The organism is Arthrobacter sp. GW460-12-1-14-TSB2 (assembly GCF_059423525.1).
The window spans coordinates 329,842-353,712 of sequence record NZ_JBWKYC010000002.1 but is presented as its reverse complement, the minus strand read 5'-3'; the positions used below and the strand labels follow the sequence as shown (position 1 = coordinate 353,712).

The following is a 23,871-nucleotide window of genomic DNA, read 5'->3' as shown; positions in this document are numbered from 1 at the left end:
AACTGAATAATGTGCGGCGGTTGACCGGCTGGCTACGCCTGAATGGACTCGGGAAATTTGAGGGAAGGGGTGTGCCAGAGTGGAGGTCCGGGCACACCCCTCCCACTGGCTCACTGCCGCCGGACTCGCGTCCTGGGGGCAGTTCGCTAGGAATTTGTCAGAATGCAGCGCCGCGCGGGAGTGGCCTCGGCTGGCTTTCCACGCGTGACAGGGGGGTTTCCCATTCTTGGGCTTCCGGTGTTTTTTCCCACGCCTCAAGATCAAACAACCCGATGCCACGCCCATAGCCGGCTTCGTCGCTTTGCAGCCCCAACATGAAGGCCATCGTCTTACCATCCGGGCTGATGTTGGAGTTGACGGCACGCCACGAGTGATCCTCGGGCATCCGGGTCATCCGAACCCTGCGCATGGTTCCGTCCAGCTTCAACTTCCATAGGTCTTTGGGCGGATACGGCTTGTTCACGTCGCAGGAAGACTCCAGGCAGATGTGCTCGTTGTCGGGGAAAATTCCCTCGGGTTCGTTGTGTCGGTTTGTCTCGTCGACGTAGGTGCGCACGCGGCCTGTGACGAGGTTTACGCCGCGGGTCACAGAGTTGTATTCCGCTCGGTCCCCACGCTCTGGGCCCTGGTACTCGGCGAAGATGATTTCGGTGTCATCAAAGCGGAAGTCCTGCGGCTCGCACCAGCGGTACTGGCCGCCGGTGTAAACAATGCGGTCCTGGCCAAGCTGCGGCCGTCCGTCGGCACCATATTCAATCTCCCGGACATGGATCTGGTAGGTGAACTTGGGCAGTTCCGGGTTCTGGTGGTAGCCCTGCAGGTACGCGATTCGCGGAGCAGTCCACGATACTGCGAGGCCTTCCTGGATGAACGTATCTTCAAGGGGTGTGGGCGGGAGGTGCCTGTCTGCGGGCATCCACCAGATCTCCGACTCATGAATCCGGCTCGTGATCCGGTCCTTGAATTCCTTGGGACCGACCAGCAGATAGTCGCCGTTGTGCATGACCAGAACGCGCAGGAATGAGTGGCAGTCGCCGTGCTCGGTGATATTGATGGTTTCGCCGGTCGCAAGGTCGTACTCGAAGGCGTCCCCATAGTTCTTTCCGATGAAAGCAAGCTTGCGGCCGTCGGGGTACCAGTACGGCCGTTCGCCCCACTCGGTGACCTTGGTGTGAAAGGGCGGGGGGTTGTCGAGAACGTGCGGGATGGTGAGCGGTTTGTGCTCACGGAGCCAGTCGCGCTTTGCCGATTCCATGTCTTCGATGTCCATAGGATTCCTATCTCGTGCTTCTTGGGTAGGTGTGGTGTTTCAGGGGTGGTTTGCTTTAGGTGTGAGGCTGCCGCCAAGAACACGGTTCAGCTCCAGTGAGGCTGTCCGCAGGGACGCAATGATCAGGGATTCTCGTTCGACGGTCATGCGCGAGTTCGGGCCTGAGACCGATACCGCCATGGGCGCAACGGCACCCGGTACCCCCATCGCGTAACAGCGCACGCCAGTCTCCTGTTCACCTTCGTCGATGGCGTATCCCCGGCCGCGAATCAGGGCCAGCTCATGCCTCATCGCGTCGAGGTCGACGATCGTGGTCTCGGTGTAACGGAGCATTTTGTTGCCCCGCAGGATGTGGGCGGCTCGGTCGTCTTCCAACTGGGCGAGGATAGCCTTACCCACACCTGTGGAGTGCAGATTGACGCGTTTGCCTACTTCGATAAACATGCGCATTTGGCGCCGTCCCGGTACCTGGCCGATGTAAGTCACCATGTCGCCATCCAACATCGCCAGATTGGCGGTCTCGTTGATCTTCGCTTCGAGACGAACGAGGACCGGTCGGGCCCATTCGGCGAAGAAACCCGACGCCTGGTCGCCCAGCAATGCCAGGGACGGCCCCAGCGCGTATCTGCGCGATGGAAGTTGCCGCACGTACCCCATTGTCGTGAGGGTGCGGATCAATCGGTGAGCCGTCGGCAGTGCTACGCCGAGGTCCGCGGCCAGTTCGGAGATGCCTGCTTCTCCGCCCGTAGCTCCCATCCGCTCAAGCAATGCAAATGTCCGCTGAACAGACTGAACCCCGGTTCTTGCGGGCGTGGCGCTCATAGTGCAACGCCCTGTGGGCGGACCGCGATGATTTTCATCCCACGACTCCTCAGGCACCCATGCCGAGAAGGGCAGCGCGTTCGCGTCGACGCTGCTCCTGCACCAGGGGGTCCGGAACGGGAGACGCCGTCAGGAGCTTCTGTGTGTAGGGATGTTTCGGTGTGGAGGTGACTGTTTCCCCGTCTCCGTATTCGACTATTTCGCCGTGGAGCATGACGGCCACGCGATGACTGATATAGCGGACGACCTCCAGGTCGTGGGAAACGAAAAGGTACGCCACGCCTGTCGCCTGCTGAATCTCAATGAACAAATCGAGGATCCGGGCCTGGTTGGACAGATCCAAGGCAGAGACTGGTTCGTCGCAAACGATCAGGGACGGTTCGAGCGCCAGCGCTCGAGCGATCGCGATGCGCTGGCGCTGACCACCGGAGAACTCGCGGGGAAGGCGGCGGCCCGCATCGCGGGGCAGGTTCACCCGGTCAAGCAACTCGGCGACCCGGTTTCGAGCCTCGGCGCCCGCCAGTCCGCGTGCACGGAGCGGTTCCGAGAGGATGTCGGAAATTTCCATTGACGGGTTCAATGAATTGTAGGGGTCCTGGAAAACTACCTGAAGGTCACTGGACAATCCCCGGCGTTCGCGGCGGGAAAGATGGGTAATGTCCCGACCCCTGAAATGGATGCTCCCGCCGGCCACCGGGGCGAGTCCGAGCACAGCCCGGCCGAGAGTCGTTTTTCCGGATCCTGACTCGCCGACGAGGCCCATGGTCTCGCCCGCCCGGATGTCGAGTGAAACGCCCTTCAAAGCACGGAATGGCTTTCCCCTGAAGTGTCGGCTGCGGAATTCGATCTCGAGATCTTGAACCTTGAGCAGTTCTTCGCTGGGCTCAGATAGCGTGGACATGTTTGATGACCTCCGTGTTGTCGCGCTGGACCCGGGAGGGCCGGCCATGAAGAGTGGAGCCAAGAAGCATCTGGGTGTATTCGTGACGCGGGTTAGAGAAGATCGAGGACACGTCGTTTTGTTCGATGATTTTTCCGGACTTCATGACCACGACGCGGTCGCAAACATCTGCGACGACGCCGAAATTGTGCGTCACGAGAATGACTGCGAGATTGCGGGATTTCTGCAGGCGGCGGAGGATATCCAGGATTTCCGCCTGGACCGTTACATCCAGTGCTGTAGTAGGTTCATCCGCGATAATCAGTTCCGGGTCACACGAGACGGCGCCCGCAATAAGGACTCTCTGAGCCATCCCACCGCTGATTTCGTGCGGGTAGGAGTCATAGACACGCTGCGGATCGGAAATGTTGACCTGTTTCAGGAGATCGAGGGCACGCTTCCTGGCTTCGTCCCGTGAGAGGCCAAGCTTGATCCGGATCGGTTCAGCCAACTGGCTTCCGATCCGGGCTGAAGGATCCAGGTTGCTCATCGGCTCCTGCGGAATGTAGGCGATCTCACCGCCGCGGAGCTTCGTCATTTCCCGCTCGTTGGCGGTAGTGATGTCCTTCCCTGCCAGCCAGATGCGGCCAGCCGCGATCTTGCCTCCGTAGGGAAGGAGGCGAAGCATCGCCAGTGCTGTCTGGGTCTTGCCGGAACCGGATTCTCCGACGACTCCGAGCATTTCCCCGGCGCGTACGTCGAACGAGATGCCGTCAACGACCTTTGTTAGCGTCCCGTCCTTTCGGTCGTATCCCACGACCAGGTTGGCGACCTTCATCAGCACGCCCGGATCGATTTCCGGGTCTGTCTCCTTCGCTGCTGGTTCGGCTGTGTTCTGCAGATGAACCGCTGACTTCGCACGGCCAGCACGGCGGCGTTTGACCTGCGGCGCGAGGTCCTCCATGGCGTCACGCAACGCGTTGCCCAAAAGAAGGAGGCTTGCCACCGTAATGCCAATCGCAAGCCCGGGCCAGATGAAGGAGGTGGGCGACTGATAGATGGCCCGGAAGGCGTCCTGCAGCATTCCGCCCCAGGTCGGGACGGCCGGGTCGCCCAGGCCGATGAAGTCCAGGCCCGACTGCACAATAATCGCCACACTCATGATGAGTACGAAATGGATGACAATCGGTGCGCGTACCGCCGAGAGGATATGGCGGGCGATGATGCGGGAGTCCGAAAGGCCGGCCACCCTGGCCGCGTCCACGTAAAGGTTTTTCCGGACCTGAATGACCATGTTCCGTGTCAGGCGGAAGAAGCTGGGAGCCAGCATGATTCCAAGGACGGACATGGCGATGTAGGCGTTAGGTCCCGTCACCGTGTACAGCGCCACAAGAACGATCATGCTCGGCAGCACCATCACAAGATCAGAGATGCCTCCAACAACCAGGTCGAAGCTCTTGCCCCGGTAACCGGCAACGAGACCGAAACCGACGCCGACGACGGCGGCCACGGCAGCTGCGATGAGAGCACCGACCAGGGTCAGGCGCGCACCAAAGATCAGTCTGGCGAAGACATCCCGCCCGGCGCTGTCACCGCCCAGAAGGTAACCGTCACCCGGAGCAGCATTAATGCGATTCAGGCTGGCCATTCCGGGTTGGTTCCAGGTGATGAAGGGAGCAAACACTGCGCAGAACACGATGAGGGCCAGCACGGCGAGAGCCGCCACGCCTAGCGGGCGGTGCAGGAATCTCCTGACCAGGCCGCTCCTGCCCTCTGCAGCAGTCGTCGCATCATTGAAACTGATAGACGTCGATTCACTCATGACGAAATTCGCGCTTTCGGGTTGATGAAGCCGTTGAGGATATCGATGGCAAGATTCACTACGACCACCACAACGGTCATCGTCACCATCACACCCACGACGACGGGGATGTCATTTTTCAGGGTCGAGTCCACTGCCAGAGACCCCATTCCGTTGATTGCGTAGACCCGCTCGATGATGACAGCACCGCCGACCAGCGAGATGAACTGCAGCGACAGAACCGTCAGGGCAGGCGGGGCGGCGTTGCGCAGCACATGCCCCCAGAGAACCCTGCGGCCTGAAAGACCTCGGGCGCGGAGGGTCCTGACGTAGTCCTGTTCCAGCACCGAAATGACAGCTGACCGGACTTGCTGCGCCGTTGCGCTGCTCGCGCCGATGGTTAGTGCTGTGACTGGCAGGATGACCGACGACAACCATGCGGACGGCGATTTAGCGAAGGGGACGAAGCCGGTCGCGGGCAGGATTTGCAGTGAAATGGCGAATACCAGGACAAGGACAAGCGCAACCCAGAAACTCGGCAGGGCCAACCCGATAACGGAGACGAACTGCAAGGCACTGTCGATCCAGCCCCGCTTTACAGCAGCCAGCACTCCGATGCAGACGCTGAAGATTGTCACCAGGGCTATGGACAGCACGACGATTGAGAGGGTTACGGAAAGCCTCTGAAGAATGGTGGTCAGGACATCCTGCGATGTATACCAGGATGTTCCAAGGTCGCCCTGGACCGCTCCGGACAGCCAGCCCAGGTATTGCTGCCATAGGGGCTGGTCCAGCCCGAGTTCTGCAGCCTTCGCGGCCACAGCCTCTGGAGTTGCCTCGCCTCCGAGCACCTGGTCAGCGATGTTGGAGCCGCCGCTGTAGATCAGAGCATAGGTGACGGTGGATACCCCGAGCAGCAAAGCGATACCCATGAGCACCCGCTTGGCTATAAAGTGCAACATTCATTGCCTCCTCGCAATGGTTTTGTTTGGTGTTGGGGACACATTTCGTGTCCCCAACACCAGGTGGAACTCAGGACGTTGGCCGGTACGTCCGCAGCTCGGGGGTGGTGGCCCAGGGGCTATAGGTAAACTCGAACGTCTTGTCGGTGACAAAGAGTGAATTGATCCGGTACCACGGTGCGTAGTACGCCTGATCCACGATGTAGGTGCTGACAGCGGCCATGGCATCCTTGTACGCCTTGTCGTCGCCGTAGGCTGCCTGCGCCTTGTCGATCAGGGCGGTCAATTCAGGGGTTTCTGTGTGGAAGGAATTCCACGTGGCCTTGGCCGGCAGGTTCTTCTCCACATTGCGCCAGGCATCGCCGGATGTGAGCTGAATCCAGAAGGCCGAGAACTTACCCGACTTCATGACCGCGTTGTACTGGTCAGGAACGACCTGCTGTGTTTTCACCCGAATTCCAACATCGGCTAGCTGCTGGATCATGACAGGCTGAACTCCGCTGCGGAAGTCGAACGCCGGCAGGACAAGATCGAACCCGTCCGCGTAGCCGGCCTCCTTGAGAAGTTCCCGAGCCTTGGCAGGGTCAAAGGGATAGCGGTCTTCCAGCCCCTCGTCGTAGCCGATGTCGCCAGGAATGAAGATCTGGTTGGTGAGGGCGCCCTGTCCGAGCTCGATGTTTTCGAGGAATGCCTTGCGGTCAAGGGCATAGTTGATTGCCTGGCGTACGCGGACATCGGCCAGGGCCGGCGTGATGGCTCCCTTCCGGTCGACCAGCATGAGCCCGCGCCAGTCGACAGCCTGGGATGCGACCTTCAGCCCGCTGGATTCGAGTTCCTTGCGCGCAGCAGGATCGTACACACCGCCATCGACCTGATCGGACTTGACGGCATTGACCCGGGCCGAGGCCTCAGCGATTGGCAGAAGGCTGATTTCTTCAAACGGGAAGCTCTTGCTGTTCCAGTACTCCGGGTTGCGCTTGAACACGTACTGGGAAGCCGCGACCGTACGCGATTCATCAAGAACGTACGGGCCGGAGCCGGCCGGCTTGGTAGCTATCCCTTTGGTACCGACCTCCTTCGGGTTCCCGATTGCCCCGCCAAGGGTGGTGAGGTAGCCCAGGAATGCCGGGTCGGCCTCCTTGAGCTTGTAGATAGCTGTGTGCTCATCCACAACTTCCACATCGGCCAGATGCGCCATCATGATGGCGCTGCTACCGGCCTTGTCACGGAGGGCAATGGCGTTGACCTTGAGTGCCTCGGCGGTGAGCTTGGAACCGTCAGAGAACTTAACGTCGTCCCGGAGCTTGACGGTCAACTCGGTGTTGTCCGAATTGTAGGACCACTCGGTCGCCAGGTTTGCTTCGGGCTTGAGCGTCTCGTAGTTCAGCTTCAGCACCGTGTCGTAGACGGCCTGCCAGTAGTTGTCCTTGGCCCCACCCGAAAGCTGGGCCGGGTCAAAGGTGTCGTTGTCCACTGCCACTGCAAGCTTCAGTTCCGTTGACGTGGCACCTTGCGTATTTGTCGAGCCAGCGCCACAACCCACGAGTGACATCGCGAGAACGGCAGCCCCGATGGTCGCCAACTTAAGTCGATACTGCTTCATCTGACCTCCTTGTCAAAGAGTTAGGGATTTCCAGTGGTGTGACCTGCCTCACCGGTTGTGAAAAATACTGTACACACTATTTCCGGCCTTGGAAAGCACTTTTCGCATTGCGGAAGTCAATGAGCGCAAGCAACTAGGCGCTAATGGGACTCATGGACGGGTTTGGAAGGGTTAGAAAGTGCATACACCGCTGTTGAGGCTATAAATCGACCGGGCCGCCGCGAGAATCGGCGGCAGCAAGGCGCGCACGACCGATCGCACTTAGCGCATGAGTGGAGCAAGTTTGCCGCTGGCGCGATCATGGGTGATTTGTGAGCGTCGCGCGACCATGGGATTTCTGAGCGCCGGCGCGCCGGTAGCCGTGGCAATAGCTCAGCAGCTCATGGATGGCGCCGTCGGAGCCGGAGGCAGGATCACGGGCTTCAATCGCACAGGGGTAGGTCTTGTGAACGCTGACCCCACTTCACGCCGATCGGGTCATCCGCCTCCGCTGCGGGTGGGCTTAGAGGACGCGAATGCGTACACAGGCTCGGCCATCGTGAAGTCGGGCCGGCCCATCCTCACGCGCCATTTAGACGGCCGGCACCAGCCCAGCCGCTTGCGATTCAGCTACCGTGCCGTGGCTGAGCCCGCCGGTAATCATGCCAACGGCAGATTGAACCGCGCTCGGCTGGAAACCGGGATTCAGGCCCGCCAATACTGCGAGGGCGGTGGCCGACAGGTGTTGAGCCATCAACTCGGCCGCACGTTCCCGGTTACCGTCGGTAACGGCCTGAAGGAGCTGCTCGTGCTCCTGGTGACGTTCTGCCAACGAACCGGGATTGGCAGCCCTGAAGACACGCCAGTAGCGCTCACTGTGGGCGGCATAAGAGGCAATAGTCCGGCCGACGAACGCGCCGGACCTGGCGATCAGCACTGCATGGAAGCGGCGATGCAGAGTGGACCAAGATTCGAAATCCTCGCCCAGGGCGGCCCGGTTCATCGCTTTCAGAAGGCGTCGGCCTTCACGTAGCTCGTCAGCGGTCAGGCGTCCCGACGTCATATGGACACCGAGGCACTCCAGGGAAATCCGTGCCGCATAGAGTGCATCAAGCGCCTGCGGCTCAAATTTACTCACTCTAGCGCGCTGGTTGACGTCGGCCTCAATGAGGCCCTCCTCCTGCAACATGCGAAAGGCTTCACGCAGGGGTGTCCTACTGACCGCCAGCAATGTAGCTAGTTCAGACTGCTTGAGCACGGTATCCGGCGGGAGAACTCCGGCCATGATCAGTCCCCGCAGGTACGTGTGAATCGCCACGCTTGTCTGCCGAGGGTCGCTGACCATTGGCATGGGGTGCCCGGCTACCAAAGCGCTCACTGTCATGGGCTCATAGTAACTCAGTGTGTACGCAGTAGGAGGATGACCTGCCGGAGTTCATGCGCACAAATCCCTTAGAATCCGACGAATTGAGTGGCCAAGTGGGCTGCTGGAGTGCATTTGGAACCATTGACGTGTGGACACTATTGACCTAGTCTGCTTGGAAGCAACGAATTTGATTCCAAGATGCGGAAATAATATTTCACAAAACCGCCAGAGGGCGCACCTCCGGGCCATACGCAGGGCAACGGAAGCGTCGCGGGGTTTACCGTCTTGATCATGGATTATCACCCCCCTGCTGCCACCAACAACTCGGAAGGTCGCTTCATGTCCAATCTGGCCGATGTCCAATCCATCCCGTCCGCCCCCTCAACCGCGGCATTTGCGGCCCACCCGCGCTCGACAACGGATCCGATGGCTCGAAGCGCTGCGTCGACAGACCGCTCGGGGTTCATACCCACATCACTGCCGGATGCAGTTGTCCAATGCCAGTCAGGAGAGGACGTTGTAGATGCGCTCAGCCTCGCGCACGCCCACCAAGTGCCGATAGTGCCGCGAGGGGCGGGCACTGGGCTCGCGGCCGGAGCAAGCGCACACGCTGGCGAGGTCGTGGTGGACCTCTCCCGGATGAACCGTATCCTCAGCATCGACCCGGTGGAAATGATCGCCGTAGTGGAGCCCGGCGTGCTCAATGCCGAAGTAAACGCCGCCGCGGCGGAATACGGGCTCTTCTACGCCCCTGATCCCGCAAGTACTGCCATCTGCTCCATTGGAGGAAACATCGCTACAAATGCCGGCGGCATGTGGTGTGCCAAGTACGGTGTGACACGTGAATCCGTACTGGGGCTCCGCGTTGTGCTTTCCGATGGGCGGATACTCCGCACTGGTCGTAACACCATCAAGGGGGTCACTGGCTATGACTTCAATGCCCTCTTCATCGGATCCGAAGGAACCCTGGGAATCGTCGTTGAGGCGACCCTTCGTCTGCGCCCGCGCCCCGTGCGGACAGAGACCCTGGCCGCCTACTTCCCGGACATCGAGACCGCGGGGCGGGCAGCCTCAGCAATAACGGCAGCGCGTATTCAGCCCGCAATCCTGGAACTCATGGATGGGCCAACTATGGAGGCGGTCGACCAGGCCGAGGGGACACGTCATCGGGATCTAGGGGGCGCATTCCTTCTGGCGCAAACGGACGGGTACGGGGCACACCTTGAACTCGACGAGATCGTACGAGCTATAGAGCCGTTCGCCGGCTCCATTTGCCGTGCAGCGGACGCTGCGGAGGCAGCGTCACTCGTAAAGGCGAGGCGAGATGCAATCCCGGCGCTCGAAAAGCTTGGCCGTGTATCTATTGGCGACATCGCAGTACCGCGGAACAGGCTCGCAGACGCGTTTTCTGGCCTCGAAGAAATCGCGGCCCGCAATCGCGTCCGGATATTCAGCGTTGCGCACGCGGCCGACGGCAACCTGCATCCCATGATCGTCGTGGCGCCGGATGAGCCCATTACAAGCGGTCCGGCGAAAGCGGCACTGGGAGACATGTTCCACCTTGCCCAGGGATTGGGCGGTACGCTCACCGGCGAACACGGCGTAGGGCTCCTCAAACGGGAGTGGATCAGCGAAGAGCTCGGCGAAACTTCAATGAGCCTCCACCACGCCATCAAAGCCGCATTTGACCCTACCGGAATCCTGAATCCCGGAAAGGGCATCTGATAACGGCCTCTCAGGCATGGCGAATGCTGATGTGACCGCCTAGGCACAGAAGCGGCCGGGATTTTATGGCAACGAAACAGACACGTATGCATCGTTTTGGACAAGACGGACAATTACTCGAGATCGGCGACCTTTCATGAGCAATCCCAGCTCCCCGGACCAATCAGCCCATCGATCTGGCGTGGGTTCACAATCGGCGTGGCGCCGTCGAAACGTCGAGCTACTACTTGAGGACCTGAGGGTCAACGGACCGGGTACGCAATGTCAGCTGGCCACTCGAACAGGATTCTCGCCGGCAACCATTTCAAATCTGGTAGGGATTCTGCGGATTGATAGGCGAGTCCAAACACAACCCATAATCAGTTCCGGACGTCGAGCCGTAATGGTAGAAGCCACCGACAGCAATAACTTCGCGTTCATTGCACATCCGGTTGCCTGAGACGCACGGGGACACTAACGTCCTGCGATTGCAAGCAGCGCTAGCGCACTGTCGCGCGGTTTTTGGAGATCCAACCCGGTGTAGCTTTCGAATGCAGCAAGTCTGTTAACCACGGTGTTCCTGTGGCAGGCTAGCCGCTCTGCCGTCGCTACGAGGCTCCCGAGATCCAAAAAGACGCGCGCAGCCTCGAGAAGGCGTTCCCGTTCGGCGTCACTGCACCGGTCAAGCGCAGCGAGGATCAGGGTTGCCGGGTGGCAGTCCACTTGAGACAACCGGTGTGCCGTGATGGATAACCAGCGGTCCCTTAGCGTGAAGACTCCCTTGCTGCCCATTGGAAGGTCCTTCATGATTTCCCGGGCGGCGCTGACAGCCCTGCGCACCATTGCAATCCCATTAGAGGGGGGTGCCACTGCGACGGCCACGTCGTCGAACAGGGCGGCCTCCTGAAAACTGAGCTTTTCGTCGAGGGATGCCACCCGCGGCCGGATGACCAACGTGTGATGCCCTTGGTCATAGGTGAGCACAGGAAGTTCCCGGGGAGGGCGCGCACGGACCCGCCTCCTGATCAGTAGACCGTCGTTCCGGTCGATGGCCGCTACCAGGAACACCGCGTGAGGGTTGATGCGGAGGGCACCGGCTATTCGTGACAGATCTGTTGAGGACGGCTCGGCCGGCGCCAGCAATTGGGTCAGGTACTGCTGCTGCAGATCGGCGTCGGCGCCCTCAATTTCCTCCAGCTCCCTCAGATACCGCTCTTGAACGCTGGACGCGAAGCGGTCGACAGTCGCCCACACGACTTCCGCTTTCCTAACCAGCAGGGCAGGGTCTGCGCGCAGCTCCGGTGCGGATAAAGCATCCCACAGCACGGAGAAGTCGAGCCGTATCGCCCGGACCAGGCTGTCCAGCGGAACGCCCTGACGTGCCCTACGGGCGCCAAGTTCGGACGCGAAAACGGAGAGTGCGTCGATATCCGGGGCACTTCCGCCGAGTGCCGAGAGCATGGCAGAGAAGGAGTTCAGGCTGCTCCTTCGAAGGTCCTCAAGCGTCAGGCCCGAATCGGCGTAGGCGGGATCGGGAAGAATCCGGGTCAGGAAATTCTCTACGAGGTTGGGAAGCTGCCCACCCACAGCATCGACCAATTCCTGCCACTGTTCATCATCGTCCGCCATGTCTTACCTCTCGTTTGTACCTCCCACCTATCATCGCTGAACGAGACGTCAGCGGGCATGTATGTTCGTACATTTTTTGCCTGCCGTTCCGTTCTTCCCTGTCATGGGCATTCGGCCACCGCCTTGGGACGATCGAAGTCAGCTGCTCCTGTGGCAGCCCACACACTTTCACCGGCCAGGAGTTTCCATGACCACCATTGATCCAGTCGAGGAGCGGACAACGGCTGTCCGCCCCGACGAGCAATCCGGCTATAAGAAGGGCCTCTCAAACCGTCAGGTCCAGATGATCGGCATCGGCGGCGCCATCGGCACGGGCCTCTTCCTGGGCGCCGGCGGACGCCTTGCTTCAGCCGGGCCCGTCCTCCCCGTTGTCTACGCGATCTGCGGAGTGTTCGCCTTCTTCATCCTCCGCGCCCTCGGCGAGCTGGTGCTGCACCGCCCTTCATCGGGCTCGTTCGTCTCCTATGCACGGGAGTTCTACGGCGAAAAGGCCGCCTACATTTCAGGGTGGGTGTACTCGCTGTCCTGGGGGCTGACAGCGATTGTGGACATCACCGCCGTCGCGGTCTACCTGAACTACTGGACCGCCTTCAGCAGCGTTCCGCAATGGATCCTCGCGCTGGCTGCCCTGCTTGTGGTCACCGGCGTCAACCTCATCTCCGTGAAGCTGTTCGGTGAGCTGGAGTTCTGGTTCGCCATCATCAAGGTGGGCGCGCTCGTGGCGTTCCTCCTGGTGGGCGGCATCTTCCTCGCCGGCAACTTCCCGGTCGCAGGGCATCAGCCCGGGCTCTCCCTGATCGCTGACCACGGCGGCCTGCTGCCCAACGGGCTCCTGCCCGCCGTGATCATTGTGCAGGGCATTGTGTTCGCCTATGCAGGCATCGACATGATCGGCGTCGCCGCCGGCGAAACCAAGGACCCCCGGAAGATCATGCCTAAAGCGGTCAATGCGGTCATCTTCCGGATCGCCATCTTCTACGTGGGCTCCACGGCCCTGCTGGCGATGCTGCTTCCCTACAGCTCCTATAAAGCAGGCGAATCCCCGTTCGTGACCTTCTTCGCCAGCATCGGCGTTCCCGGTGCCGGCGACGTGATGAACTTCGTCGTCCTCACCGCCGCACTGTCCAGCCTCAACGCCGGGCTCTACTCCACCGGACGGATCTATCGCTCCATGGCCCAGACCGGGACAGCTCCCCGGTTCATGGAACGCATGAGCCGCGGCGGCGTCCCCTACGGCGGAATCCTCTTCACCGCTGCATTCACCCTCCTCGGAGTTGGACTCAACGCGGTGGTTCCAAAGATGGCCTTCGAAATCACCATCAACGCCACCGCCCTGGCCATCCTCTGCACGTGGGCCACCATCATTTTGTGCCAGCTCAAGCTGTACAAACTGTCCAAGGCAGGGCTCATGGCCCGGCCCGTCTTCCGGCTCTTCGGTGCGCCCTGGACCTCCTACCTCACGCTGGCCTTCCTTGCCGCGGTGCTGGTCCTGATGCTTTTCGATTTTCCGATCGGAACGTACACGGTCGCCTCCTTGGCGATCATCATCCCGGCCCTCATCGCCGGCTGGTATTCGGTGCGCAAACGCGTCAACGAGCTCGCCAGGACCCATCCGCTGACCGGTGCCATGCCAGCACTCCAGCCATCATCAACCCAGCGGTTCAACAACGAGGAGCACACATCATGACTGCCGCAGCAACGCGCCCCGCCCAGGCCCTGACCGGCAACTCCGGCGACCCCCGCCTCGGAGCGGCAGCTGACGCCGCGTCCTTCCTCCGCGACTTCCGCAGCCTCTCGGCCATCGGCGAAACGCCCGGCCACGGCGTGGACCGCCAGGCCGCCACTCCGGCGGACGCCCAGGCACGCGCGTGGTTCACCTCCCTCGCATCCCAGTACGGGTTCCGGACCGAGACGGACCGGATCGGCAACCTCTTCGCGCTGATCGAATGGAACCCCGGCGCACCCTACGTCCTCGTGGGCTCGCACCTGGACAGCCAGCCGACCGCCGGAAAGTACGACGGCGCGTACGGCGTCGCCGCTGCCCTGCACGCCGGCCGCCGGCTGGCGGACCGGGCAGCCTCCTCAGCGCCCGACGGCGGCACCGCGCCCGCCGCTCCCAAATACAACCTCGCCGTCGTTGACTGGTTCAACGAGGAAGGCTGCCGCTTCGCCCCGTCCATGATGGGAAGTTCCGTCTACACCGGAAAGCTCCCCGCCGACGTCGCCCTGTCCGTCCGTGACACCGCGGGCACTAGCGTGCGCGAAGCCCTGGCCGACATCGGACACCTCGGCAGCGGCGAGGGGCCCACGGCAGCCGCCTACGCCGAGATCCACATCGAACAGGGCCGTTCGATGGAGGACTCCGGCACCACGATCGGCCTGGTCCACGCCTGCTGGGCCGCCGCGAAATACACCGTAACCGTCCACGGCGAACAGGCGCACACCGGTTCAACCGTCATCGCCGACCGCAAGGACGCGCTGCTCGGGGCATCCCGGCTGGTGGTGCTGCTGCGCGAAATCGCGGACCACTTCAGCGGCGCCGTGCTGCACACCTCCGTGGGCCAGCTGACGGTCTACCCGAACTCGCCCGTCGTGGTGCCGTCCCGGGTGGAGCTTGTCATGGACCTGCGGACCGCCGACGAGGACATCCTGGCCTCCGCCAAGGCGCTGCTCCGCGCCGGGATCGCCGCGATTGAGACAGAGGCCAACGTCAGCATCGAGGTCGCCGAGTCCCATGCCTGGGGCATCAACCCCTATCAGCCCGCGGGTGTGGCCCTGGCCGCCGAATGCGCCGCTGAACTGGGCCTCAGCCACGGCCAGGTGTTCACGCTCGCCGGGCACGACTCCATCAACATGAAGGACGTCGTCCCCACCGTCATGCTGTTCGTCCCCAGCGTGGACGGCATCTCCCACAACGAGCGTGAGTACACGAACGACGACGACGCCTGCGCCGGCGTCGACATGCTGACCCGCGTCGTGGAACGGCTATGCAACGGCGACCTCGACGGTGCCGTCTCCCCCGGGCCCGGCACCCAGCCGGTGGCCAGCCAGCCGGAGGACACCAAGTGACCGGACGGATCAAAGTTGCCGTCATGCAGGCCACCGGCCTGGTCAACTCCCCGCAGCAGAACCTCAACAGGATCGCCGCCCGTGCGCAGGAAGCAAAGGCACTGGGTGCAAACCTTCTGGTCACCCCCGAGCTCTTCGTCAGCGGGTACGCGCCAAGCCTGGTCCACAGCACCGACGGGACGCCCCAGCGCCGGCAGCTCGCCGACATCGCCGCATCCACCGGTCTGGCGATCGTTGGCTCCACGGTCGAGCACGACCGCGAGCGGCACTACATTTCGGCGTCGTTCTTCGACCGCGACGGCACCGAACTGACCCGCTACCGCAAGCAGCACCTTTTCGGGGCCGTGGAAAAGGGCGCCTTCGACGCCGGTGAGGCGCCGCCCGCCGTCGTCCGCTTCAACGGAATCAACGTTGCCCTCGGCATCTGCTTCGACATCGAGTTTCCCGAGTTCGCGCGTGCCGCGGCCGTCGCGGGAGCGGAACTGCTGTGCATTCCGACGGCGGTCCCCCTGCGGGAAGCCGGCCAGGCCGACGCCCACCTCTTCGACACGCGGCTGATTCCGGCGATGGTGGTTCCCACCCGCGCCCTGGAAAGCCAACTGTTCATTGCGTATGCCAACCACGCCGGCCCGCATTTCGCGGGTCTCAGCACCGTTGCCGATCCGTATGGACGGCGCCTGGCGGCCGCGGGAGACGACTCGGCGCTCATCGTCGCGGACATTGCGGTGTCCACCCTTCGCCAGGCCCGGCTGGACACCGACTACCTTTCCCCCTTCATCCACAGTTCCCCGTTCATCCCCAGCGCAGTCAGCGCCCTCCCCCAGTAAGGACCCCCGTGACCATCGCAGCCACCAGCAAGCCGACTGCAAACCTGAGCATGCTCAGCCCCGATTTCCCGTTCCCCTACGACGACTACATCACCCATGAAGCGGGGATCGGCTCCGTCCCGGCAGACATGTACGGCACCGAAGTGGCCGTTGTGGGCGCCGGCATGTCGGGACTCGTCGCGGCCTACGAACTCATGAAGATGGGACTCAAGCCGGTTGTGTACGAGTCCTCCCGGATCGGCGGACGCCTTCGCGGAGGCACCCAGCCGGGCCAGGCCGGTCCGGTGGCGGATCTCGGCGGGATGCGCTTCCCGAAGACCGGCGCCTCATTCTTCCACTACGCGGACCTCGTCGGCATCGAAACCCAGCCGTTCCCCAACCCGCTGACCCCCGCCGCCGGCAGCACGGTCATCGAACTGGGCGGCAAGGCCCACTACGCCGAAACGCCCGACGATCTTCCCGGCTTCTTTCGGGACGTCTCCAACGCCTGGGACGACTGCCTGGAGGAACGCGCCCACTTCAGCGCCATGCAGGAAGCCATCCGCACCAGGGACCTTGGCACCATCAAGAGGCTCTGGAACGAGCTCGTGCCGCGCTTCGACGACACCTCCTTCTCCGGCTACCTGGCCACGTCCAAGGCCTTCTCCTCGCTGCCGTTCGAATACCGGGAGGCCTTCGGCCAGGTCGGGTTCGGCACGGGCGGCTGGGACACCAACTTCCCGGACAGCATCCTGGAGATCCTCCGCGTCGTGTACGTGGATGCCGACGCAGACCAGCACCGGATCATCGGCGGCGCCCAGCTCCTGCCGGAACGTCTCTGGAACCATGCCCCGTCCGGCCTGGCGCACTGGCCGGAAGGCACCAGCCTCGCGTCCCTGCACGGCGGGCACCCGCGGCCCGGCGTCGCCGCCATCCGGCGCGGTCCCGGCGGAGACGGCGGACCGGAAGGCAGCCCGACCGCCAGCCAGGGACCCATCGCCGTCACGGACAAGTGGGGACAATCGCGGGAGTACGCGGCGGTCATTGCGACGTGCCAGAGCTGGCTGCTCTCGGCGCGCATCGACGTCGACGAATCGCTCTTCAGCCACAAACTGTGGACGGCCATCGAGCGCAGCCACTACATGCAGTCCTCCAAGACGTTCGTCGTCGTCGACAGGCCGTTCTGGAAGGACATCGACCCGGAAACCGGCCGCCAGGTCATGAGCACCACGCTCACGGACCGGCTCACCCGCGGAACCTACCTGCTGGACAACGGCCCGGACCAGCCCGGCCTGATCTGCCTGTCCTACACCTGGAATGACGACGCCCTGAAGTGGCTGCCGCTGGATGCCGACGAACGGGTCCGGCTCATGCTGCACTCCCTGAAGCAGATCTACCCCACAGTGGACATCTCCTCGCACATCATCGGCGACCCCATCACGGTCTCCTGGGAGGACGACCCCAACTTCATGGGCGCCTTCAGCGACAACCTCCCCGGGCACTACCGCTACCAGGAACGGCTCTACACGCACTTCATGCAGGAAGGGACGGATGCGGCGCACCGCGGGATCTACCTGGCCGGCGACGGCATCTCATGGACCGGCGGCTGGGCCGACGGCGCGGTGACCACAGGCCTCAACGCCGTCTGGGGCGTCATGACACAGCTGGGCGGCAAAACCCATCCGGAGAACCCGGGTCCCGGCGACCGTTTCGACGAACTCAAACCGGTCCGACTCCCCTGACCAGATGGATGTGCCGGGCAACGGTCCAACACCGGGAGATGAACTTCGCGGCGTCGACACCGCGGCCCGCTCTGCGCCCCGGCTCAGCGACGAAGAGCCCGTAGACCCGATTCCTCTCACCGCGGATACTGAAGCCGGAAGGGCTGTGACCTGCGAGCACCACGATCTGCGATCGTCCTCAACAATGAAGAAAGGCCCTCCGACCCCGGGTATCCCGAGGTCGGAGGGCCTTCACTGTCGGCCTAAGGAGTTCCGCTGCAGCCGGACCTTCGACGAGGCCTGGCGGCAGACTGTTCGCGCGGACATCGTGCGGACGCCCCTTCGAGGACCAGCTGGCGGGTCATGGCGATGACAGCCCCTTGGCAGCTACCCGTTCCGGTGATGACTGTCACTTTGCCCGCCAGTCACCCAGCTGACGGCTCCGTTATAAGGGAGTCCTATCCAGTGGGTGGTCTTCGAATGAGCCAAACGAATGCCGGGGCTACACGTTGGCGAACTCGAGGTCCGCCTTGGCTTCGCGGGCGCGTGCCCGGTCTCCCAGACGGATGGCGCCGATGCCGCAGGCGACATAGGCGATGAAGATCCCGGCACCCAGCAGGGCTGGAGCTGTGTACGAACCTGTCGCCTCAAACAAGAAGCTGATGACGAGAGGGGTGCCGATGCTTAGGATGCCGATTAGGCCGTCCACAATTCCGAGCATCAAGGGGAACTGTTTCATTCCGAAGACTCTGGACGTCAGCAGTGTGAACATCGTGATGCTTCCGGCCTGAACTAGGCCGTAGAAAATTCCGAAGGCTACAGCCACCGGCACGGAGCCGGCGAATGGGAGAAGGAGGAAACCAACGAATCCGCAGACGCCCACCCCGACAAGGGCTACGGTTGTGCCCATCCTGTCGGCAAGGAGGCCAAGCAAAACCGCGCCGATGATATTGAAGATTGCCACGATTCCGAGGATGGTTCCTGCGAATGCCAGGTCAAAGCCCTTCACGACTAGTGCGTTGGCAACTTGCGAGCTGAATCCAGCGATGGAGTAGGCGCCGCTGAGTACCACGACAACCATGAGGACAAACGCGCGCGAGATTCGGAATTTGACTTTTGGGGCGGCGAAATCGGCGGGCCTGTAATCTTCGTGCGAGCTGCCGGGAACGAGAAGCGGATATTGCCCGATTTGGGCCGGATCGGGGCGAAGGGCGATCATGGCGGGTACACCGAGAACGACGATGATGCCGAAGGTGACTGCCACCGCATTGCGCCAGCCAATGCCGAGGATTAGGTTCGAGACAAGCGGGGCAGCGATGAGTGCCCCGATTCCCGACGCTGAGGAGGCGATTCCGAGGGCTAGTCCTCGACGATGCACGAACCACGCGGACACCACCCGGCCGAGAGCGATGAACCCACTCCAGGAGAGGCCCCCGCCAATCAAACCGCCCGCGATGTAGAGCGTCGCTATCGAAGTGGAGAAGTACAGCGCACCGTACGCGGCAAGCATCATCCCGACGCCCAGCATGATCATCCTGTGAACGCCGATGTGCCGTGAAACCGGGCCGCTGCTCATGCTGGCGCACATGGCAACGATCGAAAGCACCGAAAACATGCCGGTAATCGTTGAAAGCGATGCGTTCAAGTCTGTAATAAACACGGGAACGTACAGGCTGAGGGTGAGGAATCCAAAGCCCATGGTTGCCATCAAAACCAACATCAACAGAATGAGGTTGCGCCATCCAGAGAACTTTGTTGTGGATAATTGAGACATTGCGGTTCTACTTCCTTGTAGGCCGTCTTCGATCAGGTATTTGATCCAGGTCACACCATCAGGTTCGAGTGACTGGCTCCACAAGCTGGTGACCCACCCAGCGGCACAACGGTCACGCTTCCTCGCGGCTCACGCTGGATTTGTCCTACTGCCTCAAGCTTCCTGCCCGATCGCCGCGCTTATTGCGCAGTGACCCATATATTCCCGAGAGTCTGCTGTCGCCTGTCCGTCGCGTGTAAACGGGTTGTGGTGCCGAGCGCGGTGAATCCAAATCCCACCGCATAGATCGCGGCGAGCATGACCAGAAACCGGACCCGATAGTCGTACAAGTTCGCTGTTGTACGAGACGTTTGCATGCTTCTGCCTGTAGTTTGCAGGGAACCCTGCAGGAGTTCCACATCACCTTTGGGCCCTTCTGAAGATATTCAACAACTGTATGCACTTTGCGCAGAGTCGAGTACATTCTTCCTATGACAAATCACACCAGCGCATTCCAGCCAGCGTCAATCGACCTCCGGGGACGTACAGTGCTCGTTACCGGGGGCGGCGGTGGTATAGGGGCCGCGACGAGTCTAGTATTGGGCGCGTCTGGCGCAAACGTTGTCGTCAGCGACGTCACCGATGCCGGTGTCGAAACTGCTGATGCCATAGTCGCGGCCGGCGGCAGCGGCATCTTCGTGCGGGCGGATGTATCAGTCGAGGCGGAGGTTGAACGGCTTGTTGATACCGCCGTTGAGCGCTTCGGCCGCCTCGACGGCGCATTCAATAACGCCGGCGTCGAGCAATCAGGAACCCCCTTGCACCTGCTCACTGAAGAGACGTGGAACCGTGCAATACGAGTGGATCTCACTGGCGTATTTTTCTGTATCAAGCACGAAGTGAGGGCGATGCTGTCCACGGGAGGTGGATCCATAGTTAACACCGCGTCCTCGCTTGGGCAGACAGGGAGTCCCAACGCAAGCGAGTACGTCGCTGCCAAGCACGGAGTCGTCGGGCTGTCGCGCGCCGCCGCAGCGGATTATGGGCCAGACCAGATTCGGGTAAACGCGATCCTTCCCGGCGTAATTGAGACGCCGATGATAGCGCGGGTTACGGCGGACCCCGCTTTCGCCGACGGATTAGCGCGAGTGCGCGCCCGACACATGCTGGGGCGCTTCGGCGAGCCCGACGAGATCGGCGACACAGTCGCCTGGCTGCTGTCCGACCACTCGTCCTTCATAACCGGGACGGCGCTTGCGGTCGATGGCGGCTACCTCGCATCTTGAGGGCAGCCGGGGCAGTACTCTCTCCATGAGGTGGCAAGGCGCGGCAGCCGGCGCAGTAGGACTTGAGCTCCCCCACGCACACTTCTCCGGCTGATTAGCTAGTGGTCCGTGCATGCGACCGGCCGTTCTGGAAGGACATCGACCCGCACACCGGCCGCCAGGTCATGAGCACCACGCTCACCGACCGGCTCACCCGCGGAACCTACCTGCTGGACAACGGCCCGGACCAGCCCGCCCTCATCTGCCTGTCCTACACCTGGAACGACGACGCCCTCAAATGGCTGCCTCTGGACGCCGACGAACGCGTCCGGCTCATGCTGCACTCCCTGAAGCAGATCTACCCCACAGTGGGCATCGCCTCGCACATCATCGGCGACCCCATCACGGTCTCCCGGGAGGACGACCCCAACTTCATGGGCGCCTTCAGCGACACCGACTCCCCTAGGCATCGCCGCTATCGACTGTGCAGCCGCCACCGCCGGTGGCGGCTGGCCGCTGGCGAGGCATGAAGCACGACGGCCCGAGCCAGGACAGCCCAAGGACCGGATCAACGCTTGCCGCGCCGACCTCTGCGCCGCCGGATATTTAGTCCGTGCCGTCTATTGTGGGGCGCGAATCAGACTCCGCAGTGCTTCGGCGACAAGGGCGTGGTCCTCGTTGGAAGCCAGGCCCGACACGGTGGCCGCTGCCACAACCCCGACACCTTCGACAACAACTGGCACGGATCCGCCCGCCAGTGCGTATTCACTGGGATCGAGCCAACCTGCGGCGAACAGGTCCGGACCTCCGCTAGCGGCCCGTGCTTCTAGCAGAGCAGAGCTGGTTTCGAATCTCAATACGGTTGCGGCCTTGCGACGGATCCAATCGTCGTTATCCGGGGTCGCGCCGGGAAGAGAGACATGGAACAGGACGGCCGTTGAAGAACGGATATCAATTGCTATGGGGAGCTCAGACTTGAGTCCTTGCATGGCTAGGCTGCTCCCAAGTTGCCAAGCATCGGACCGGTCAAATCGAGGAAGGATCAATTCCCTTGATTCTGCTTCGAGTTGGGCGATCCTTTGAAAAGACTCTGTCATCGCAACCCGCCCCGATTGCCCGTCCCGGACCCGAGAGAAGCGAAGAGAGCACGGGACTCCCGGTAACCATGAGCCATGCGGTCAAGGATGTGGTCAACGGCGGAATCCGGCGCACAGTCGTCCGCGTGTTCCCGAAACTGTCCTGCCAGACGAAGCAAGGTACGTGAGAAGGTACGGGTTGCACGATATCCAGGGACGAGCTGGCGGATTTTGCTGTTGTCGAAAACTGCGCTGTGGCCGAGGTCACCCACAAGCAACTCTGACCACGTCCACTCCGGTGCTGCCAGCGGGAACATCTCTGAGGGAACGTGCACGAGCCTGGCGGGAGATCCGAATGCATTACCTACCGCGGCATAGATCTGGTCCCAGGTCCAGACGTCGTCACTCGTGATGTGGACGGCCTCGCCGATTGCACGCGGCTCGCCCAGCAGTCCGACTATCCCAACTGCAAGGTCGGCCGCGTGTGTGAGGGTCCAAAGTGATGTGCCGTCGCCGTGGACGGGAATGTCATCACCCCGTAACATCCGATGCACGACTGTCCATCCGCCCGGCAGTGGCGGCTTTCGGTCATCATAGGTGTGTGACGGCCGTACAACAGTGACTGGAAAGCCGCTCGTCACAAACGCGTCGAAGAGCCGATCCTCGCACGCGATCTTGTCGCGTGCATACTGCGTGTATCGGTTGTGGCGCTGAGTACTTTCAGTAATCGGGCTAGTAATTAGGGGCTTGCCGTACACGGAGGCGGAGCTAATATGCACGTACTGCTTGGTGCGGCCTGTAAAAAGCTCAATCATTCGGTCCGCGTCGGACGCGTCGAATGATAGAAAGTTGATCACTGCATCAAAACGACGGCCGGTCAGGACTGCTTCCAATTCGTCCGTGCCGACGTCAGCTTGCAGCCACGTCACACCGTCCTCGTTCGTTGTAGCCGATTTCGGGGTGCGCGTGACGGCTGTGACGTCTAAGCCTTGGTCGACGACTTCACGTAGAACGGCGGAACTGATGGTACCGGATCCTCCGAGGATCAGAACCCGGAGTGGTGCAAAATTGCCGCGGGTTCTGCTCATGCTGTGGGTGTGTAGTCGGTAACGCTGAGCAGGGAGCGGATCTCGTCAATGGTGGCCAAAACCGACACCGTCTCATCGAGCGGATGAAGCGGAGATTCCAAACGTCCCTCCCCCACATACCGGGCAAGTGCGTTGACCTGAAAACTCAGCGCGTCGTATCCTTCCTCGAACGTGTCATCCGTAAACGTTTCCGTCTGATCGATGCCGTTAACCTGCTTGCTGAGAACCAGCCCCGTCGGTGTAAAGAACGAGCTAGGAATGTCCACCCGCGCCTTCGAACCAATCACCGCTGCACGGGTGCCTGTCTTTGAGATCATGGAGGTCGCCGCCACCGCATCGACGCCCTCTTCAAAGCTCATCAGCGCTGTGGCCCGCAAATCGATCCCATTGGCCGTGGCTATCCCTGTCGCCTGAACTCGTCCAGGCTTGCCGAGGATAGCGGACACGAATGAGATCGGATAAACACCGAGATCCAGCAAGGCTCCGCCTGCGAGAGCAGGGTTCCACATGCGCCCGTTCGGGTCGTACGGTGAAACGACGCCGAAATCGGCGGCGACGTGGTGGATCTTACCCAGTTCTCCCGCGTCTATCAGCTGGCGCAGAATGTCCATCTGCGGCAGATAACGGGTCCACATGGCTTCCATCACAAACACCCCCGCGACCTTGGCAGCATCCGCTATTTGCTGTGCCTCAGCAGCGGAGGTTGCAATTGGCTTTTCAATCAGCAGATTCTTGCCTGCGGCGATCGCAAGGAGCGCCAGGTCGCGATGGGAGCTGTGGGGGGTGGCGATGTAGACGACGTCGATCTGTGGGTCAGCGAGCAGCGCCTCGGGCGTGGCGTACGTCCGGTCCACGCCGTAGGCAGAGGCGAAGGCTCCCGTTCGCTTGCTGTCACGGGCGGCAACGGCCACGACCTTCTGTGACGTGTGAAGGTGCGTTGCGCGCGCGAACCGCGTAGCTATCCATCCGGTGCCGATCACGCCCCATTTCAGTGCAGGGATGGACGCAGGGTCGGTCTGCCGGGCATTGGGAAGGGTCATCGTTGTTCCTTTTCAGTGTTTGGGGTGGTCAGCGTCG

18 protein-coding genes and 1 pseudogene are annotated in these 23,871 nt (G+C 61.9%); 7 read left to right on the top strand and 12 right to left on the bottom strand.

Features of this window, described 5'->3' with window-relative positions; translation table 11 throughout:
- Positions 1-157: 157 nt before the first annotated feature.
- The 7 genes from AC07YR_RS04975 to AC07YR_RS04945 form a co-directional block, all read right to left on the bottom strand.
- Positions 158-1,270 carry a hypothetical protein gene (locus AC07YR_RS04975; RefSeq protein WP_494733255.1) on the bottom strand — a complete coding sequence of 371 codons (1,113 nt, stop codon included), beginning with the start codon at positions 1,268-1,270 and terminating at the stop codon, positions 158-160.
- Positions 1,271-1,309: 39 nt separating this feature from the next.
- On the bottom strand, positions 1,310-2,092 hold the full coding sequence (locus AC07YR_RS04970) for an IclR family transcriptional regulator (protein ID WP_494733254.1): 783 nt from the start codon (positions 2,090-2,092) through the stop codon (positions 1,310-1,312).
- Positions 2,093-2,141: 49 nt separating this feature from the next.
- Positions 2,142-2,993 carry an ATP-binding cassette domain-containing protein gene (locus tag AC07YR_RS04965; RefSeq protein WP_494733253.1) on the bottom strand — a complete coding sequence of 284 codons (852 nt, stop codon included), beginning with the start codon at positions 2,991-2,993 and terminating at the stop codon, positions 2,142-2,144.
- A complete protein-coding gene (locus AC07YR_RS04960) occupies positions 2,977-4,794 on the bottom strand; it encodes a dipeptide/oligopeptide/nickel ABC transporter permease/ATP-binding protein (RefSeq protein ID WP_494733252.1) in 1,818 nt (605 codons plus the stop codon). Before AC07YR_RS04960 ends, AC07YR_RS04965 begins: the two co-directional genes overlap by 17 nt.
- Entirely contained in the window at positions 4,791-5,735 is a 945-nt protein-coding gene (locus AC07YR_RS04955; protein ID WP_494733251.1) for an ABC transporter permease, read from the bottom strand. Before AC07YR_RS04955 ends, AC07YR_RS04960 begins: the two co-directional genes overlap by 4 nt.
- Before the next feature lie 70 nt (positions 5,736-5,805).
- Positions 5,806-7,338 (bottom strand): ABC transporter substrate-binding protein, encoded by a 1,533-nt coding sequence (locus tag AC07YR_RS04950; protein WP_494733250.1) that lies wholly within the window; start codon positions 7,336-7,338, stop codon positions 5,806-5,808.
- Positions 7,339-7,909: 571 nt separating this feature from the next.
- Positions 7,910-8,635 carry a GntR family transcriptional regulator gene (locus AC07YR_RS04945; protein ID WP_494733249.1) on the bottom strand — a complete coding sequence of 242 codons (726 nt, stop codon included), beginning with the start codon at positions 8,633-8,635 and terminating at the stop codon, positions 7,910-7,912.
- Positions 8,636-9,022: 387 nt separating this feature from the next.
- On the opposite strand from AC07YR_RS04945, the gene AC07YR_RS04940 reads away from it, so the two are divergent.
- Positions 9,023-10,408: an FAD-binding oxidoreductase gene (locus AC07YR_RS04940; RefSeq protein WP_494733248.1), complete on the top strand. Its 1,386-nt coding sequence runs from the start codon at positions 9,023-9,025 to the stop codon at positions 10,406-10,408.
- 453 nt (positions 10,409-10,861) lie between these two features.
- Here the strand turns inward: AC07YR_RS04940 and AC07YR_RS04935 are convergent, their stop codons facing one another.
- Positions 10,862-12,016, bottom strand: a complete 1,155-nt coding sequence (locus AC07YR_RS04935) for an RsbRD N-terminal domain-containing protein (RefSeq protein ID WP_494733247.1) — start codon at positions 12,014-12,016, stop codon at positions 10,862-10,864.
- A 187-nt stretch (positions 12,017-12,203) separates the two neighbouring features.
- Here AC07YR_RS04935 and AC07YR_RS04930 point away from each other — a divergent pair, with 187 nt between their 5' ends.
- Genes AC07YR_RS04930 through AC07YR_RS04915 form a run of 4 tightly spaced genes read left to right on the top strand, consistent with a single transcriptional unit; the run spans position 12,204 to position 17,633 of the window.
- Positions 12,204-13,703, top strand: coding sequence for an amino acid permease (locus AC07YR_RS04930; RefSeq protein WP_494733246.1), 1,500 nt, complete (start codon positions 12,204-12,206; stop codon positions 13,701-13,703).
- A complete protein-coding gene (locus AC07YR_RS04925; RefSeq protein WP_494733245.1) occupies positions 13,700-15,085 on the top strand; it encodes a M20 family metallo-hydrolase in 1,386 nt (461 codons plus the stop codon). Before AC07YR_RS04930 ends, AC07YR_RS04925 begins: the two co-directional genes overlap by 4 nt.
- On the top strand, positions 15,082-15,912 hold the full coding sequence (locus AC07YR_RS04920; protein ID WP_494733244.1) for a nitrilase-related carbon-nitrogen hydrolase: 831 nt from the start codon (positions 15,082-15,084) through the stop codon (positions 15,910-15,912). Before AC07YR_RS04925 ends, AC07YR_RS04920 begins: the two co-directional genes overlap by 4 nt.
- A gap of 50 nt (positions 15,913-15,962) precedes the next feature.
- Positions 15,963-17,633 (top strand): flavin monoamine oxidase family protein, encoded by a 1,671-nt coding sequence (locus AC07YR_RS04915; protein WP_494733387.1) that lies wholly within the window; start codon positions 15,963-15,965, stop codon positions 17,631-17,633.
- Positions 17,634-18,114: 481 nt separating this feature from the next.
- Here AC07YR_RS04915 and AC07YR_RS04910 read toward each other — a convergent pair whose 3' ends face one another.
- Positions 18,115-19,440, bottom strand: coding sequence for an MFS transporter (locus tag AC07YR_RS04910; protein WP_494733243.1), 1,326 nt, complete (start codon positions 19,438-19,440; stop codon positions 18,115-18,117).
- Positions 19,441-19,856: 416 nt separating this feature from the next.
- Between AC07YR_RS04910 and AC07YR_RS04905 the strand changes: the two genes are divergently transcribed.
- Together AC07YR_RS04905 and AC07YR_RS04900 are read left to right on the top strand one after the other, a co-directional pair.
- Positions 19,857-20,651 (top strand): SDR family NAD(P)-dependent oxidoreductase, encoded by a 795-nt coding sequence (locus tag AC07YR_RS04905; protein ID WP_494733242.1) that lies wholly within the window; start codon positions 19,857-19,859, stop codon positions 20,649-20,651.
- A gap of 116 nt (positions 20,652-20,767) precedes the next feature.
- Positions 20,768-21,112, top strand: a pseudogene (locus tag AC07YR_RS04900) (FAD-dependent oxidoreductase); the annotation flags it as partial.
- A 138-nt stretch (positions 21,113-21,250) separates the two neighbouring features.
- On the opposite strand, the gene AC07YR_RS04895 reads toward AC07YR_RS04900, so the two are convergent.
- The 3 genes from AC07YR_RS04895 to AC07YR_RS04885 are packed head-to-tail and all read right to left on the bottom strand — an operon-like array spanning position 21,251 to position 23,834.
- On the bottom strand, positions 21,251-21,727 hold the full coding sequence (locus AC07YR_RS04895; RefSeq protein WP_494733241.1) for a heme-degrading domain-containing protein: 477 nt from the start codon (positions 21,725-21,727) through the stop codon (positions 21,251-21,253).
- The gene (locus AC07YR_RS04890; protein ID WP_494733240.1) at positions 21,724-22,794 is read right to left on the bottom strand and encodes an NAD-dependent epimerase/dehydratase family protein; all 1,071 of its coding nucleotides are present in this window, start codon (positions 22,792-22,794) and stop codon (positions 21,724-21,726) included. Before AC07YR_RS04890 ends, AC07YR_RS04895 begins: the two co-directional genes overlap by 4 nt.
- Positions 22,791-23,834: a Gfo/Idh/MocA family protein gene (locus tag AC07YR_RS04885; RefSeq protein ID WP_494733239.1), complete on the bottom strand. Its 1,044-nt coding sequence runs from the start codon at positions 23,832-23,834 to the stop codon at positions 22,791-22,793. The genes AC07YR_RS04890 and AC07YR_RS04885 overlap by 4 nt, the downstream gene beginning before the upstream one ends.
- Between the last annotated feature and the right edge of the window lie 37 nt (positions 23,835-23,871).

What these genes read in the sequence shown, in the direction of transcription:
- AC07YR_RS04975 (WP_494733255.1), bottom strand. Translation starts at nt 1,270, where the DNA reads ATGGACATCGAAGACATGGAATCGGCAAAGCGCGACTGGCTCCGTGAG.
- AC07YR_RS04895 (WP_494733241.1), bottom strand. Translation starts at nt 21,727, where the DNA reads ATGACAGAGTCTTTTCAAAGGATCGCCCAACTCGAAGCAGAATCAAGG.
- AC07YR_RS04960 (WP_494733252.1), bottom strand. Translation starts at nt 4,794, where the DNA reads ATGAGTGAATCGACGTCTATCAGTTTCAATGATGCGACGACTGCTGCA.
- AC07YR_RS04935 (WP_494733247.1), bottom strand. Translation starts at nt 12,016, where the DNA reads ATGGCGGACGATGATGAACAGTGGCAGGAATTGGTCGATGCTGTGGGT.
- AC07YR_RS04905 (WP_494733242.1), top strand. Translation starts at nt 19,857, where the DNA reads ATGACAAATCACACCAGCGCATTCCAGCCAGCGTCAATCGACCTCCGG.
- AC07YR_RS04930 (WP_494733246.1), top strand. Translation starts at nt 12,204, where the DNA reads ATGACCACCATTGATCCAGTCGAGGAGCGGACAACGGCTGTCCGCCCC.
- AC07YR_RS04970 (WP_494733254.1), bottom strand. Translation starts at nt 2,092, where the DNA reads ATGAGCGCCACGCCCGCAAGAACCGGGGTTCAGTCTGTTCAGCGGACA.
- AC07YR_RS04940 (WP_494733248.1), top strand. Translation starts at nt 9,023, where the DNA reads ATGTCCAATCTGGCCGATGTCCAATCCATCCCGTCCGCCCCCTCAACC.
- AC07YR_RS04955 (WP_494733251.1), bottom strand. Translation starts at nt 5,735, where the DNA reads ATGTTGCACTTTATAGCCAAGCGGGTGCTCATGGGTATCGCTTTGCTG.
- AC07YR_RS04890 (WP_494733240.1), bottom strand. Translation starts at nt 22,794, where the DNA reads ATGAGCAGAACCCGCGGCAATTTTGCACCACTCCGGGTTCTGATCCTC.
- AC07YR_RS04925 (WP_494733245.1), top strand. Translation starts at nt 13,700, where the DNA reads ATGACTGCCGCAGCAACGCGCCCCGCCCAGGCCCTGACCGGCAACTCC.
- AC07YR_RS04885 (WP_494733239.1), bottom strand. Translation starts at nt 23,834, where the DNA reads ATGACCCTTCCCAATGCCCGGCAGACCGACCCTGCGTCCATCCCTGCA.
- AC07YR_RS04915 (WP_494733387.1), top strand. Translation starts at nt 15,963, where the DNA reads ATGCTCAGCCCCGATTTCCCGTTCCCCTACGACGACTACATCACCCAT.
- AC07YR_RS04965 (WP_494733253.1), bottom strand. Translation starts at nt 2,993, where the DNA reads ATGTCCACGCTATCTGAGCCCAGCGAAGAACTGCTCAAGGTTCAAGAT.
- AC07YR_RS04950 (WP_494733250.1), bottom strand. Translation starts at nt 7,338, where the DNA reads ATGAAGCAGTATCGACTTAAGTTGGCGACCATCGGGGCTGCCGTTCTC.